This is a genomic window from Tessaracoccus sp. SD287 (assembly GCF_017355265.1).
Classification (GTDB): Bacteria; Actinomycetota; Actinomycetes; order Propionibacteriales; family Propionibacteriaceae; genus Aestuariimicrobium.
The window spans coordinates 1-13,153 of the sequence record NZ_JADIJQ010000048.1 but is presented as its reverse complement, the minus strand read 5'-3'; the positions used below and the strand labels follow the sequence as shown (position 1 = coordinate 13,153).

At 68.6% G+C, this 13,153-nt stretch carries 15 protein-coding genes and 1 tRNA gene; 5 read left to right on the top strand and 11 right to left on the bottom strand.

Annotation, left to right across the window (positions count from 1 at the left end; genetic code table 11):
- From IPV09_RS13425 to IPV09_RS13390, 8 genes are all read right to left on the bottom strand, one after another.
- A partial coding sequence (locus IPV09_RS13425; RefSeq protein WP_207475770.1) for a PP2C family serine/threonine-protein phosphatase occupies positions 1-1,288 on the bottom strand: 1,288 nt, incomplete at its 3' end.
- Positions 1,285-1,758 carry an FHA domain-containing protein gene (locus tag IPV09_RS13420; protein ID WP_304650747.1) on the bottom strand — a complete coding sequence of 158 codons (474 nt, stop codon included), beginning with the start codon at positions 1,756-1,758 and terminating at the stop codon, positions 1,285-1,287. The genes IPV09_RS13420 and IPV09_RS13425, both read right to left, overlap by 4 nt.
- A gap of 1 nt (position 1,759) precedes the next feature.
- On the bottom strand, positions 1,760-2,473 hold the full coding sequence (locus IPV09_RS13415) for a DUF3662 and FHA domain-containing protein (RefSeq protein WP_207475768.1): 714 nt from the start codon (positions 2,471-2,473) through the stop codon (positions 1,760-1,762).
- A gap of 172 nt (positions 2,474-2,645) precedes the next feature.
- Positions 2,646-3,077: a globin gene (locus tag IPV09_RS13410; RefSeq protein ID WP_370590336.1), complete on the bottom strand. Its 432-nt coding sequence runs from the start codon at positions 3,075-3,077 to the stop codon at positions 2,646-2,648.
- Positions 3,074-3,946, bottom strand: coding sequence for a hypothetical protein (locus IPV09_RS13405; protein ID WP_207475767.1), 873 nt, complete (start codon positions 3,944-3,946; stop codon positions 3,074-3,076). Before IPV09_RS13405 ends, IPV09_RS13410 begins: the two co-directional genes overlap by 4 nt.
- 203 nt (positions 3,947-4,149) lie before the next feature.
- A tRNA-Pro gene (locus IPV09_RS13400) sits at positions 4,150-4,223 on the bottom strand.
- 88 nt (positions 4,224-4,311) lie between these two features.
- Positions 4,312-5,232 carry a metallophosphoesterase gene (locus IPV09_RS13395; RefSeq protein ID WP_370590335.1) on the bottom strand — a complete coding sequence of 307 codons (921 nt, stop codon included), beginning with the start codon at positions 5,230-5,232 and terminating at the stop codon, positions 4,312-4,314.
- Positions 5,229-7,691, bottom strand: a complete 2,463-nt coding sequence (locus IPV09_RS13390; protein ID WP_207475766.1) for a transglycosylase domain-containing protein — start codon at positions 7,689-7,691, stop codon at positions 5,229-5,231. Before IPV09_RS13390 ends, IPV09_RS13395 begins: the two co-directional genes overlap by 4 nt.
- Before the next feature lie 121 nt (positions 7,692-7,812).
- On the opposite strand from IPV09_RS13390, the gene IPV09_RS13385 reads away from it, so the two are divergent.
- Both IPV09_RS13385 and IPV09_RS13380 read left to right on the top strand, forming a co-directional pair.
- On the top strand, positions 7,813-7,983 hold the full coding sequence (locus tag IPV09_RS13385) for a DUF4177 domain-containing protein (protein WP_207475765.1): 171 nt from the start codon (positions 7,813-7,815) through the stop codon (positions 7,981-7,983).
- Positions 7,980-8,435, top strand: coding sequence for a RidA family protein (locus IPV09_RS13380; RefSeq protein ID WP_207475764.1), 456 nt, complete (start codon positions 7,980-7,982; stop codon positions 8,433-8,435). The genes IPV09_RS13385 and IPV09_RS13380 overlap by 4 nt, the downstream gene beginning before the upstream one ends.
- Positions 8,436-8,460: 25 nt before the next feature.
- On the opposite strand, the gene IPV09_RS13375 is transcribed toward IPV09_RS13380, so the two are convergent.
- Positions 8,461-9,216: a Crp/Fnr family transcriptional regulator gene (locus tag IPV09_RS13375; protein ID WP_370590334.1), complete on the bottom strand. Its 756-nt coding sequence runs from the start codon at positions 9,214-9,216 to the stop codon at positions 8,461-8,463.
- 139 nt (positions 9,217-9,355) lie between these two features.
- Here IPV09_RS13375 and nth point away from each other — a divergent pair, with 139 nt between their 5' ends.
- The 3 genes from nth to IPV09_RS13360 are packed head-to-tail and all read left to right on the top strand — an operon-like array spanning position 9,356 to position 11,309.
- Complete coding sequence (gene nth / locus IPV09_RS13370) at positions 9,356-10,075, top strand: endonuclease III (protein WP_370590333.1); 720 nt, start codon at positions 9,356-9,358, stop codon at positions 10,073-10,075.
- A complete protein-coding gene (locus IPV09_RS13365) occupies positions 10,072-10,671 on the top strand; it encodes a TlpA disulfide reductase family protein (protein WP_207475761.1) in 600 nt (199 codons plus the stop codon). The genes nth and IPV09_RS13365 overlap by 4 nt, the downstream gene beginning before the upstream one ends.
- Positions 10,668-11,309, top strand: a complete 642-nt coding sequence (locus IPV09_RS13360; RefSeq protein WP_207475760.1) for a CoA pyrophosphatase — start codon at positions 10,668-10,670, stop codon at positions 11,307-11,309. The genes IPV09_RS13365 and IPV09_RS13360 overlap by 4 nt, the downstream gene beginning before the upstream one ends.
- 12 nt (positions 11,310-11,321) lie before the next feature.
- On the opposite strand, the gene IPV09_RS13355 is transcribed toward IPV09_RS13360, so the two are convergent.
- Positions 11,322-11,951: a phage holin family protein gene (locus IPV09_RS13355; RefSeq protein WP_207475759.1), complete on the bottom strand. Its 630-nt coding sequence runs from the start codon at positions 11,949-11,951 to the stop codon at positions 11,322-11,324.
- A gap of 45 nt (positions 11,952-11,996) precedes the next feature.
- On the bottom strand, positions 11,997-13,153 hold a 1,157-nt coding region (nhaA, locus tag IPV09_RS13350), incomplete at its 5' end, for a Na+/H+ antiporter NhaA (RefSeq protein ID WP_207475758.1).

Sequence of the window (13,153 nt, the reverse complement as noted above, 5' to 3'; positions counted from 1 at the left end):
ACTGGCCGTGGGTGTGCGGCCTGTGGGTGGGCATGGCGCGCTTGGCCTTGCAGGCATTGGCCAGCACCCGCAGTTCGGAGACCGTCGAACGGGCCGCCGACAGGTCCGAGGCGCCAATGCTGTCGCGCACCTTTTGTTGGTAGAACTCGGGCAGGTCGCCGACCTTGACGTCAGTGGTCTCGGCGATGCGCTGGAACTTCACGCCCAGCAGTTGACCCGGGACGCCGTTGTAGATGGTCACGTCCTCGCCGCTGGCGCCGACGTAGTACTGGGACCGGGCGTAGGCGGCGCCACCGACACCGATGCCGAGGATCGCCAACAGGATCAGGACGGTGCTGAGCACTGGTGCGAGCCACCGACGGGGTTTGACCAGTTCGGGGGCGTAGCGGATCGACTCCATCTGTTCGGGGTCGATCACCACCGGTGCGGGGGCCCTGGGCACCCGGTCGCCGTTGTCGTCCAGCGTCGCCTCGTCGTCACCGAGGTCGATGCCGGCCTCGGGGACGTCGGGGATACGGGTGTCGACGGCGGCACCGATCACCGTCGCGGGGGCAGCGTCCAGGTCGTCGTCCTGGTCGACGACATCGGCCAGGATGATGGTGATGTTGTCCGCGCCGCCGCCGGCGTAGGCAGCCTTCACCAGACCGTCCATCACCTCGTCCAGGTCCGGTGTGCGCAGATGGCTCTCGATGGTGGCGTCGGTCGCGAAGCCGCACAGGCCGTCGCTGCAGAACAGCAGCCGGTCGCCGCGGGCGAGGTCGAACACGAAGGTGTCGGGGGCGTGGGTGGGCTGCCCGTTGAGCACCTTGAGCAACAGGTTCCGGTGGGGGTGGGTCTCGGCCTCCTCCGGCGTGATCTTGCCCTCCTTCACCAGCGACATGACCCAGGAGTGGTCGGTGGTGATGTGCTCCAGGACCCCGTCGCGGTAGAGGTAGGCGCGGGAGTCCCCAATGTGGACGAAGCCGAGTTGTTCGCCCGAGAACATGGCGGCGGTGACGGTGGTGCCCATGCCGTCCAGGGAGTGGTCGGCGGCGACCAGGTCAGCGAGCTTGTCATTTGCGCGGGCGACCGCTGCGGCCAGCACCACGACCATCTCGTCGCCGGTGCGGCGCTCGTCGACCCGCTCGACGAAGCTGATGGCGACCGTGCTGGCCAGGTCGCCAGCGGCGGCCCCGCCCATGCCGTCGGCGACCACCAGCAGGTTGGGTGAGGCGAACCCGGAGTCCTGGTTGTTCTTGCGCAGCGGACCGGTCTCGGAGTGCGACCGCAGGTCGAGGCTGAAGCTCATGGGCGCTCCAGCTTCATCACGGTGCGACCGATGCGAATGGTGTCACCCGTCTGCACCTTGGTGGGAGCGTTGACCCGGACGGTGTTCACGCTGGTGCCGTTGGTCGAGTTGAGGTCTTCCAGCCACCACTCGCCCTGGTCGTCCATGGTGATCTGGGCGTGACGGGTCGAGGCGTAGTCGTCGTCAATGTTGAGCGCCGAGTCGGCGGCACGGCCGAGTCCCACGACCCCGGCCAGGGGAATGCTCAGGCCGGCCTGGCGACCCTCGATGACCACCAGTGCGGTGGGGGAATGCCGGGAGTGGCGCCGTTTGCGGGGCCTGCCGGGGTGCGCCAGGGCAGCCTCGGTCGGGGCAGTGGCGACCTGGCGTCCGAACATGTCGGTGCGGATGATGTTGGCGGCAAACAGGATGAACGCCCACATCATGGCCAGGAAGGCGATCTTCAGCGCCCCGACGATCAACTCACTCAAGCTATGACCCCGCCGGGGAGTGCACCAGCATCCGCGTCGTGCCGATCTCGAGACGGGTGCCATCGCTGATGGTCGCCTCGCGGCACTTGGTGCCGTTGACGGTGATGCCATTGGTGCTGCCGAGGTCTTCGATGTGGATCTGCAGGTTCTGGCCCTCGCCGGAGACGTGGATCATGGCGTGCTTGCGGCTGATGCCGGGGTCGTTGATGCGCAGGTCGGCCTCGGAGCCCCGACCGATCAGCAGCCCCGGTGCGGTCAGGGGATGACGCACCCCGTTGACCTCCAGGACCAGGGGGGAGCGGCGGTGGCGCATGGGCACTGGTGACCCGGTGGCGCCCTCGACGCCGGCCGCGGCGCTGGAGGTGACGGTGAAGCGTCCGGTCGGCAGGGTCTCGTCGAGCTCGTAGTCGATCACGATGGGGCCGTTGAAGACGTAGCGCCGCTCGGCGGCATGGTCACGCAGTTCGGGCACGATCTCGGCGTTCAGGGTCTTGGCATAGGGCACCAGGCGCTCGTAGTCGCGCTGCGAGAGCCCCACCACGAACGCATTGGGAACCAGCCGCTTGTCACGGGTCAGCAGCTTGGCCTCGGAGTCGAGTTCGCGCTGGAGTCGTGCGGCGATCTCCACCGGTTGGACGTCGCCCTTGAAGGCGCGGGCGAAGACGCCGTTGACGGCACCCTCGATGGACTTCTCCATCTTGTCGAACAGGCCCACGCTCACTCCTTTCGCAGTTGCTCGGCGACGCGGCAGTCGCCCATCCTCGTCCATGCTAGCGACGGGCGGTCAGTGAAAGGGTACCCGCAGGCGGTCGAGGCGCGTCCTGGGCCAAGTCCACGACGGTGGTGGGAGGCGTGGCGTGGACCAGGTCGGACTGCCGTGGCACCGCTCAGGTGAGCGGCAGGTTGCCGCCAGAACCCATCGCTGGTCCACGGTCGTCGGTGTTCACCAGCGAATGGGCCGCCCGGTACAGGTAGTCGCGCAGCAGGGCGTCCAGTTCTGGCTCCAGGGCCACGGCGTCGACACCGGCCAGCACGTGGCGCAGCCAGTGGTCCCGGGCCTGGGCGGTGACGGGGAAGGGGGCGTGGCGCATCCGCAGGCGGGGGTGGCCGCGGTTCTCGGAGTAGGTGCTCGGTCCGCCCCAGTACTGCTGCAGGAACAGTCGGAAGCGTTCCTCGGCCGCAGTCAGGTCCTGCTCGGGGTACATCGGTCTGAGCACCGGGTCGGTGGCCACCCCTTGGTAGAAGACCTGGGCGATCCGGGCGAACGTGTCATGGCCACCCATGCGCTCGTAGAGGCTGGGCTCGGTGGACTGCGTCACTGGCGGAACTTCCGGGTCATCTCCTCGAGCACCTGACAGCGATCGTCGATCACTTGCTCGTTCCAGTCGCCGCCCTGGTCGGGGTCGATCTCGAACACGGAGGTCATGGCGCTGGCGAAACCAATGCTGGCCGGGGTCCAGTCGGTGACCTCTCCGGCGTCGAAGGGGCTACCCCTCCACGAGCCGGTGGCATCGGGAGTGGTGATGTCGTGCAGACTCAACCCCTCCAGGATCGAGAGTCCGATGCGCGCGATGGCCTGCATGGAGACCCCCGCCGGCAGGTCCGGGCGCAGCCGATGTCCCAGCGCCGTCATGAACATCTCGTAGATCTCGGCCATCTCGGTGAAGAACTCCGCCTCGGCCTGGCGCAGGGACGTCCGCAGGTCGGTCTGCAAGGAACCCTCGGTTGGCAGGGTGGCGACCGTCGCGGTCAGGGTCAGGTACACCTTCCAGTTGGGCGAGGAGGTCAGCAACTCAAAGGTGCGCTGGGCCAGTACCCGGCAGATCTCGACCGCGATCTGGCGGCGTCCCTCTTGGGTGGCCATGCCGACGCGGATCCAGTCGACATGCTCCTGGATGAACGCCACACTGGCGTCGCGGTAGGCCGCGGCCGCCGGGAACTGGTGGGCCGCGAGCCGCCGCAGCAGGTCGGCGTAGTAGTGGTGCTTGGTGGGCCAGCGCCGGTAGACCGCGCTGCGCGCCACTGAGGCCTCGACGATGAGTTCCTCGAAGCGCAGCAGGTCGAAGCTGATGCGCAGTCCCTCGTCCTGCACCCGGCGCACCCCGGTGGCGAGCATGCGCTCTGCCGTCTCGTGGTCGGTCAGCCGTTCGGACCGGTCACGGCCGAAGGGATCGCGATCTGGTGTCATTGCCCGCCTCCATCGAGTTCCACCCCTGGGGGTGGGCCATTCCGTTGAGGGAACGACTCAAAAGTAGCAGCCCGAAGCAATGACGCAATGGGGGACCGAGGCGCAGAACGAGCACGCAAATGCGCTTCGTCAGAACGTGGAATCGGTGCCGGGACGACACAAGCCCGAACCCACGCGAGGCGGGTTCGGGCTTGTGCACCGGGTCGGGGTGACAGGATTTGAACCTGCGGCCTCGTCGTCCCGAACGACGCGCGCTACCAAGCTGCGCCACACCCCGATGGTCATCCGAAGTTGACCGAGGTTGAGTGTATCCCAACCCGAGCCGCTGGCGCCAAACGCCCCCGGTGACCGGACCAGTGCTGCCCTCAGGCTCGGGGGACCAGCCTCATCAGGGTGGCCTCGGGTTTGCAGAACAGGCGGTACGGGGTGAACGGGGAGGTGCCCAGGCCCGCCGAGACGTGCAGGGCGCTGGACCGCGGCCCGCAGCTGTGGCTGCTCAGGCCCTTGGCCCGGGCACGGTCCAGATCACAGTTGGTGACCAGCGCGCCGGTGGGCAGGCAGACCTGGCCGCCGTGGGTGTGACCCGCAATGATCAGGTCGAGCCCGTCGCGGGTCATCGCGTCCAGCAGCCGCAGGTAGGGCGCGTGGGTGACACCCAGGGACACCTCGGCCTGCTCGTCGACGGGCCCAGCCACCTCCGCGTACCGGTCGCGTCCCAGGTGGGCGTCATCGGTGCCGCGCAGTTCGAGGGTGTGCTCGCCGACCTGCAGCAGTTGCTTGTGGTGGGTCAGGTCGACCCACCCGCGTCGGGTGAACCCGTCGCGCAGCCGAGGCCAGGGCAATGCCCGGGTCGGGTCGTCGAGCGCGGACCCACCCGGCCCGGAAGAGGGGCGGGTGAGGTACTTCAGCGGATTCTTGAACCCTGCCGAGATGTAGTCGTTCGACCCGAAGACGAAGGCGCCGGGCACGTCCAGCAGACCGTCAAAGGCCTCCAGCAGCGGGTCGATCGCCTCGGCGGAGGTGATGTTGTCACCAGTGTTGATGACCAGGTCGGGTGCCAGGTCGGCCAGCGCGGAAATCCACGCCAGCTTGTCGCGCTGGGAGGCGACCAGGTGGATGTCGCTGAGGTGCAGGATCGTCAGGGGCGCGCTGTCGGGCCGCAGCACCGGCACGTCCACGCGCCGCAACGTGTACTGCTTGGCCTCCACCAGGGCATAGCCCCACACGCCCACCCCCAGACCGGCCAGGCCGGCGAGTCCCTGGGCGAGTGCCCGGGCGACGCTCACCGCTTCGGCTTGGTCGGCGGGGCCGTCGGCTTGCCCCCGGGCTTCGTGGTCGCCGGTGCCGTGGTGGTGGGCGCCTTCGTCGTCGGCGCCTTGGTGGTGGCGGGCGCCTTGGTGGTGGGCGCCTTGGTCTCCGGCGCCTTGGTTTCCGGCTCCTTGGTCTCTGCCGGCCCTGAGGACACCTGCAGGTAGATCGTCGCCCCGATCGGCTGGTTCCCGCCCGGGGTCGCGCCCAGGAAGGTCCCTTCGCGGTAACTCGAGGCCCGACGCCAGGTGACGGTGTTGAAGCCGGCCGCCTCCAGGGTGCGCTTGGCCTCGGACAGGGTCATGCCGCGGGTGCTGGGCACCGGCACCTTCTTGCCCTCGAGGATGGTCTTGGACGGGGCCGTGAAGTCGGTGTTCGGCTTGCCCTTGAGGGCCTCGGCCATGGCGACCTTGTAGATCTGGCCGGCGTCACCCGAGCCCGACCCTTCGAGTCGGTTGCCGGTGGACGGCACCACCCAGTTCTTCAGGGACTGGCGACGGTCCTTCCAGTAGGCGGCACCCTTCTCGACCGAGATCATCGCGATGCCGGCCATCTCGGGGGTGTAGCCGGCGAACCAGACGGCCTCGTTGCTGTCGGTGGTGCCGGTCTTGCCGGCCTGGTTCCACCCGCCGGGGACAGCGGCCCGGACACCGGTTCCGGGACGCTCCATCACCTTGCTCAGCACGTAGTTGACGCCGTCGGCGACCTCGGGCTCCATCACCTTCTTGCAGGAGCTGGGCGGCACCGCGAACTCCTTGCCGGCCTTGTTCACCACCGACTTGAGGATCAGCGGGTTGCAGTGCACCCCGCGGTTGGCGAAGGTGGCGTAGGACTCGGCGATCGACAACGGGGTGACCTCGGCCGAGCCGAGCACGAACGAGGGGTTGCTGCCCTGGGTGTTCATGTGTTCACCGCTGGCGAGCTTGGCGCCGGTGCGCTGGGCCATCTCGGTGACCGCGCAGATGCCGACCTGCTGTTCGAGCTGCAGGAAGTAGGTGTTGACCGAGCCCTGGGCCGCCTGGATCATGTTGATCGTGCGACCGTCGTAACCGGACACCGAGTTGGACACGGTGTAGTCCTGGTTGAAGGTGAAGCTGCCCTCACAGTTCTTGAAGGTCTCGCCCTTGAACTGGATGCGGCCCTTGGCGACGTACTTCTGTTCGGGGGTCATCCCCGACTCCAGCGCTGCCGCGATGGCGTAGGCCTTGAACGTGGAGCCGGCCTGGAAGCCCATGGCGTCACCGTAGGCCTTTTCGACGTTGTAGTTCAGGAACGTCTCCCCGGCGCCGGTGCCCATGTCGGGTCGCGACTGCGCCATGGCGACGATCAGGCCGGTACTCGGTTGGATGATCACCGAGGAGCCGATGGCCGGGTCGGTGGGCATGATCAGGCTGCTGATGGCCGACTCGGCGGCCCGCTGGGTGCGGGGATCGATCAGCGTCTGGATGGTCAGGCCGCCCCGCTTGAGCAGGTTCTCGCGTTCAGCCGCGCTCGCCCCCAGGCTCGGCATCTGGTCACTGACCAGGGTGCGGCGCACGTAGTCACAGATGAAGGGGAACTCCGAGTAGAGGCACCCGTTGGGCTGCGGTTGGATCTTGCTGGGGTTGAATGGCACCTCGCGGGCGGCAGCGGCCTGCTCCGGGGTGACGTAGCCCAACTCGGCCATCCGGTTCAGCACGACATTGCGTCGGGCGACGGCGGCACCGGGGTTCAACCGCGGGTTGGTCAGGTTGGGGTTCTGCACCAGACCGGCGAGCATCGCTGCCTGGTCCAGGGTCAGGGTCGCCGCGGTGGCATTGAAGAAGTGCTTGGCGGCCGCCTCGACGCCGTAGGCACCGTCGCCGTAGTAGGCGATGTTGAGGTAGCGCTCGAGGATGTCCTTCTTCGACAGGCGCTTCTCCAGGGCAATGGCGTAGCGCAGCTCGCGCACCTTGCGAGCAATCGACTCCTCGGTGGCCCGCAGCACGCCCTCGGGGTCATTGTTGAGCTCGGCGTCATTGATCAGCACCTGCTTGACGTACTGCTGGGTGATGGTGGAACCGCCCTGGGTGGACGACCCGGCAGTGTTGCGCACCAGGGCGCGAATGGTGCCGGTCGGGTCGAAGGCGCCGTGCTCGTAGAAGCGGTGGTCCTCAATGGACAGCTGCGCCCACTGCATGTTGTTGTGAATGCTCCGCAGCGGGACGTAGACCCGGTTCTGGTCGTAGAACGTGCCGAGCACCGAGCCGTCGGCCATCAGGATGCGGGACTGCTCTGCCTGCGGTGGCACCTCCAGGGAGGCGGGAAGCTGGTCCAGGCTGTCGGCGCCGGCCTTGCTCACCCCACCCAGCATGGCGACGAAGGGCACAGCAAGCCCGGCGGTCAGCACCCCACACAGGACGCTGACCGCGAAGAACATTCCCAAGGCGTAGACCTTGTTGACCCGGGTTCGCTTCATGGGGTTCAGATTACGGGAAGGGTCCAACATTTCGGGCATCACGCTGCGGGGCACTGACCGACGCAGTTCCAACGCGCCCGCTCACCAATCACGACAGCGCACACCTCGCTAGGCTGTCGCCATGACCACATGGGAGTACTTCACTGCACCGATCCTGACCCACGTCTCGACGCAGATCTTGAACAACTTCGGCCGCGACGGCTGGGAGCTCGTCCAGATCGTCCCCGGACCCAACCCCGAGAGCCTCGTCGGCTACTTCAAGCGCCCCCTGCAGAACGCCTCCGGCCAGTGAGGCCAACGGAGCGCCTCACGGCGCTCGGGCTCAGCCTGCCGGCGGTGGCGGTGCCGGTCGCGACCTACGTGCCGGCCACCCGCGTCGGCGACCAGGTCTGGACCTCGGGGCAGCTCCCGTCGGTCAACGGCACCCCCGTGGTGGTTGGCAAGGTGGGCGCCGAGGTCAGCCCCGAGCAGGCCCACCAGGCTGCTCGGGTGGCGATGCTCAATGCGTTGGCTGCCGCGGCCGACGTGGCCGGCGGTCTCGACGCCATCACTCGCGTGCTCAAGGTCACCGTCTTCGTCGCCTCGGCCCCCGGTTTCACGGGTCAGCCGGCGGTCGCCAACGGTGCCTCCGACCTGCTGGGTGAGGTCTTCGGCGAGGCCGGTGCCCACGTGCGTTCGGCGGTCGGGGTGGCGGTGCTGCCGCTGGACGTGCCCGTCGAGATCGAACTGGTCGTCCAGGTCTGAGAGCTGGAGCAGCGCTGCTCGCCGGTCACTCCATGCGGGCGAGCAAGCGCTGCGGCTGCAACACCCGGAACTCACGCGGGCGCACCTCGATGACACCGCGACTCTCGAAGTCGGTGAGCACCTTGTTCACCGTCTCGCGGGAGGCGCCGACGATTTGTGACAGTTCGGTCTGGGTGAGGTCGTGGCGCACCCAACTCGGATTGTCGGTGCCCGGGTCGGAATCCGGCCCGAACCGGGTCAACAGGTGCATCAGCAGCCACGCGACGCGTCCCGAGACGTCGGACAGGACCATGCCGGTGGTGTGGTCGTCGCTACGGCGCAGCCGTGTCGCCAGGACGTGCAGCATCGACAGCGCGACATCCTGGTGCTGGCCCACCAGCGCCGCCAACTGGCCGCCCTCGAAGCGCAGCATCGTGGCGGCCGTCACCGCCGTCGCCGTCGACGACCGGGTGCCCTGGTCGAAGACGGACAGCTCGCCGAACATGTCCCCGGGCCCCATCACCCACAACAGTGATTCCCGCACCTGCGGCTTGGCGACGCGTTTGTGGGCACGTTCCCCGAGGCGTGCCGGCGGCGGGCTCGGCTGGTGCTTGGCCGAACGGCTCAGCTTCACCTTGCCCGTCAGCAGCAGGTAGCTCTGCCGGGCCGGGTCGCCGGTGTGGAACAGCTGCTCGCCGCGGTGTGCCCGAACCTCGGTGGCCAGGTTGAGCACCCGATCGCGGGAGGATTCCGACAACCCGGCGAAGAAGGGCACGTGCTGGGTGTTGGGGATGGTGACCACGGTGTCCTCCGCTGGAAATTGTCGGGTGCGCCACGGCACCCGGTTCCTCGCAGAATATCGAATGGCCGACGTGCTGCCGACGTCGGCCACCCGCATCGGCGCACGGCGAGTGCTGTGCGGCTGGCCTAGACTGGCCAGCGTGCCTGGTTCGAAGCTTCCGCCGACGTTGCCGACCACTGCGGCCGCGCGCGAGCAGGCGGCGCGGGTCAATGACCTGCTCGCCGAGTGCTATCCGCAGGCGCGCTGCGAACTCGACTTCGCCGACCCGCTGCAACTGCTGGTGGCCACCGTGCTGTCGGCCCAGTCCACCGACCGGCGCGTCAATGCCGTCACCCCGACGCTGTTCGCTGCCTACCCCGACGCGCACGCCTACGCCACCGCCGACCCCTCCGAACTGGAGGACATCATCCGGCCCACCGGTTTCTTCCGCAACAAGGCGGCCGCACTGCAGGGCATTGGCGTCGCCCTGGTCGACCGGTTCGACGGTCGGGTGCCCAGCAGCCTGACCGAACTGGTCACCCTGCCGGGGGTGGGCCGCAAGACCGCGAACGTGGTGCTTGGCAACGCGTTCGGCATCCCCGGCATCACCCCCGACACCCACCTGATCCGGGTCTCGGGACGACTCGGCTGGACCACGTCGGCCAAGCCGGATGTCGTCGAGGCCGCGGTGGGGGAGTTGTTCGACCCGTCCGACTGGGTGATGGTGTGCCACCGGGTGATCTGGCACGGCCGGCGCCGGTGCCACGCCCGGCGTCCGGCCTGTGGAGCCTGCCCGCTGGCCACGCTGTGCCCGTCCTTCGGTGCCGGTCCGACCGACCCCGCGGAAGCCGCCGCGCTCGTCCGGGAGCCCCGCGGATGAGGAACCGACTGGCCGCCGCGGTGGTGGCGCTGCTGCTGACCACCGGCTGTGCCACCGGCCCGGAGTCACCCACCGAGCCGGTGGTGGATGCCGCCCTGCAGCAGGCCTATGCGGCCGCCAACCTGGACCCCTGCCCGTCGGCCCCGGCCACCATCGCGCCTGTCGCCGATGGACTGCCGAACCTGACCCTGCAGTGCTTGGACACCGGAAGCCAGTCGACCTTGTCCGGTCTGCCGAAGGGGCGTCCGATGGTGATCAACCTGTGGGCGCAGTGGTGCGGCCCATGCCGTGAGGAGGCCCCTTACCTGGCGTCGGTCAGCCGCCGGACGGCCGGGACGGTCAACTTCCTGGGCATCGACACCGCCGACCCCCAACCCGAGCGGGCCATCGAGTTCGCGAAGCTGGCTGGGTGGACCTACCCCCAGCTGTCCGACCCCGAGAAGGCGACCTCCGAACCGCCGCTGCGGGTTCCGGGACTGCCGCACACCATCTTCGTCGACGCCGGTGGCAAGGTCGTGGGTGCCCACTCCGGCCCGTTCACCTCAGAGGCCGAACTCGACGGCTATCTGCGGGACCTGCTGGGCGTGGACGCGTGAGCCGGTTCGACCAGCTGATCGAGAACCTGGACCCGCTCGGCGGCCCGGTGCCGATCATCGACCGTTCCGCCCTGGCCTTCCCGGCACCGTCGCGGCCCTCGGCCATCCTGGCGCTGTTCTCCACGCAGGAGCCCTCCGACCTGCTGTTCACCGAGCGGGCCGCTCACCTGCGCAGCCATCCGGGCCAGATCTCGTTTCCCGGCGGACGCATCGACCCCGGGGACCTGGGACCGGAGGAGGCCGCCGTGCGGGAGGCCGCCGAGGAGATCGGCATCGCGGCGGAGTCGGTGGAACTGCTGGGCCGGCTGCCGTCCAGCACCCTGGTGGCCTCGTTCAACGCGACGATCGTGGTCGGCGTCTGGGACGGCGACCAGCCCCTGGTGGCCGAACCGGGGGAGGTTGCCCAGATCCTTCGCTACCCCCTCGAACAACTGGCCGCTGCCGAGGTGCGCCGCTCGGCCAGACTGCCGCAGGGCAGGAGTGGCCCAGCCTTCCTCGTCGACGACATGGTGATCTGGGGTTTCACGGCCCACCTGGTCGACCAGTTGTTGACGCTTGGCGGATGGGCTCGCGACTGGGACCAGCAGGCGCTGGTGGACGTGCCTGAACGGTTCTGGCGCGGCCGCCGGCTGCGCTGAGCAGCGGAGGGCTCAGCCGTTCTTGCGGTTCTGCTTGTCGATCTCGCGGATGGCCTTCTTGTCCTGCTGCAGGCTGGCCCGATCGGCGGCATTGACCGCGACGGTCTGCTGGCCGCGCTTCACCGAGTCCCCGAGGGCCGCGATGCTGGCCTTGAACTCGGCGACGGTGGCCTCGGGCTTGCTGATCTTGTCGACGAACTTGACCTTGGCGATGAGCAGCAGCAGCACCGCCACCAGGATCATCACGATCGCCATGGTGACGAAACCCAGACCGAGGGCGGGCAGCACGCTGAGGCTGCCGATGATGGCCTGCCACATGCGTCCGAAGGCGAAACCGCCGGCCATGAACAGCAGCCCCAGCGCGGCCAGCACGAAGTACACGGCGCCCGCGGCGAGCCCCCCGGCGATGCCGCCCTTGACGGCGATCGGGGTGATCTCAGCCTTGGCCAGGGCAATGTTGTCCTGCACCATCCGGGTGCCGTCGACCTTGAGGTTGGCGACAATGTCACCCAATTGGGGTGTGATGCCGGGGGCAGCCGCGGTCTGGTCGTGGTGGGCGCCGTACCCCGTGTTCACGTAGGCGGCACCCTCGGTGGCGGGGCGCTCGAATCCAGTGGGCTGGCCGGACTGCGGCTGGGTCACGGGAGGTCTCCTTCGGTTGGGGAGTGGGGACTCCACGGTCAAACCCTATCCGGTGACCGCCGCCACGTGTCCGCTTTGGTGGCGTCGGCCGCGCGCGATGAGCAGGATTGCGCCCAGGACCGCCGCCAGCAGGGAACCCGCCAGCACCGCCGTCTTGGCCTCGTCGACCAGCGCCTGGTCGGTGAAGGCCAGGTCGCTGACCAGCATCGACACCGTGAAACCGATGCCGGCCAGGGCAGCGACTGCCACGATGTCGGCCCAGGTCACCCCGGCGGCAAGCGATGCCCGGGTGAGTCGGGTCGTCAGCCACGCTCCGCCGAAGATGCCGATCGGTTTGCCCAGGACGAGTCCGGCGATGATGCCGAGCGCAACGGGTTCGGTGGCCAGCGCCTGCAATGAACCGAGGCTGACCGGCACGCCCGCCGCGAACAACGCGAAGATCGGCACCGCCACCCATGCCGACCACGGTTCCACCCGGTGGGACCAGCGGTCGAGGTTGTCGTTCATGTCGTACTCGTCGGTGCGCACCAGCAGTCCCAAGCCGACGCCCGCGATGGTGGCATGCACGCCGGACTGCAGCATGCACCACCAGGCGGCGACAGCGATCGGCAGCAGCCACCAACCGCTGCGGACCACCCGGAAGCGTTGCAGCAACCACCAGGCGGCGAGCAGCACCGCCACCGCGACCAGCCAGAACAGGTTGATGCCCTCGGAGAAGAAGACCGCGATCACCAGGATGGCGCCCAGGTCGTCCACGATGGCCAGGGTGAGCAAGAAGGCTCGCACTCCCAGCGGCAGCCCCCGCCCCACCACGGCCAGCACGGCCAGCGCAAAGGCGATGTCGGTGGCCATGGGGATCGCCCACCCGGCGGGGTCCCCGGCCGCGGACAGCCCGTTGATGAGCAGGTAGATGCCGGCCGGAACGACCATGCCGCAGACGGCCGCCACGATCGGGACGAGGGCGTCGGCCGGGCGGGACAGGGAACCTTCGACGAATTCACGTTTGAGTTCCATGCCGGCGACGAAGAAGAAGACGGTGAGGATGCCGTCGGCGGCCCAGTGGGCCACCGACAGTCCGGCGACCTCATGGTGCGAGAGGCGCTGGTAGCTGGACGAGGCGAGGTTGGCCCACAACAGGGCAGCGATCGTGGCCACCAGCATCACGGCGCCGCCGGAGGTCTGGTTGCGCAGGATGGTGGGCA

Bases quoted from the DNA above. Each gene is read 5' to 3' on its own strand.
- IPV09_RS13405 (WP_207475767.1), bottom strand. From the start codon at position 3,946: ATGACACCAGATCGCGATCCCTTCGGCCGTGACCGGTCCGAACGGCTG.
- IPV09_RS13390 (WP_207475766.1), bottom strand. From the start codon at position 7,691: ATGAAGCGAACCCGGGTCAACAAGGTCTACGCCTTGGGAATGTTCTTC.
- IPV09_RS13365 (WP_207475761.1), top strand. From the start codon at position 10,072: ATGAGGAACCGACTGGCCGCCGCGGTGGTGGCGCTGCTGCTGACCACC.
- IPV09_RS13385 (WP_207475765.1), top strand. From the start codon at position 7,813: ATGACCACATGGGAGTACTTCACTGCACCGATCCTGACCCACGTCTCG.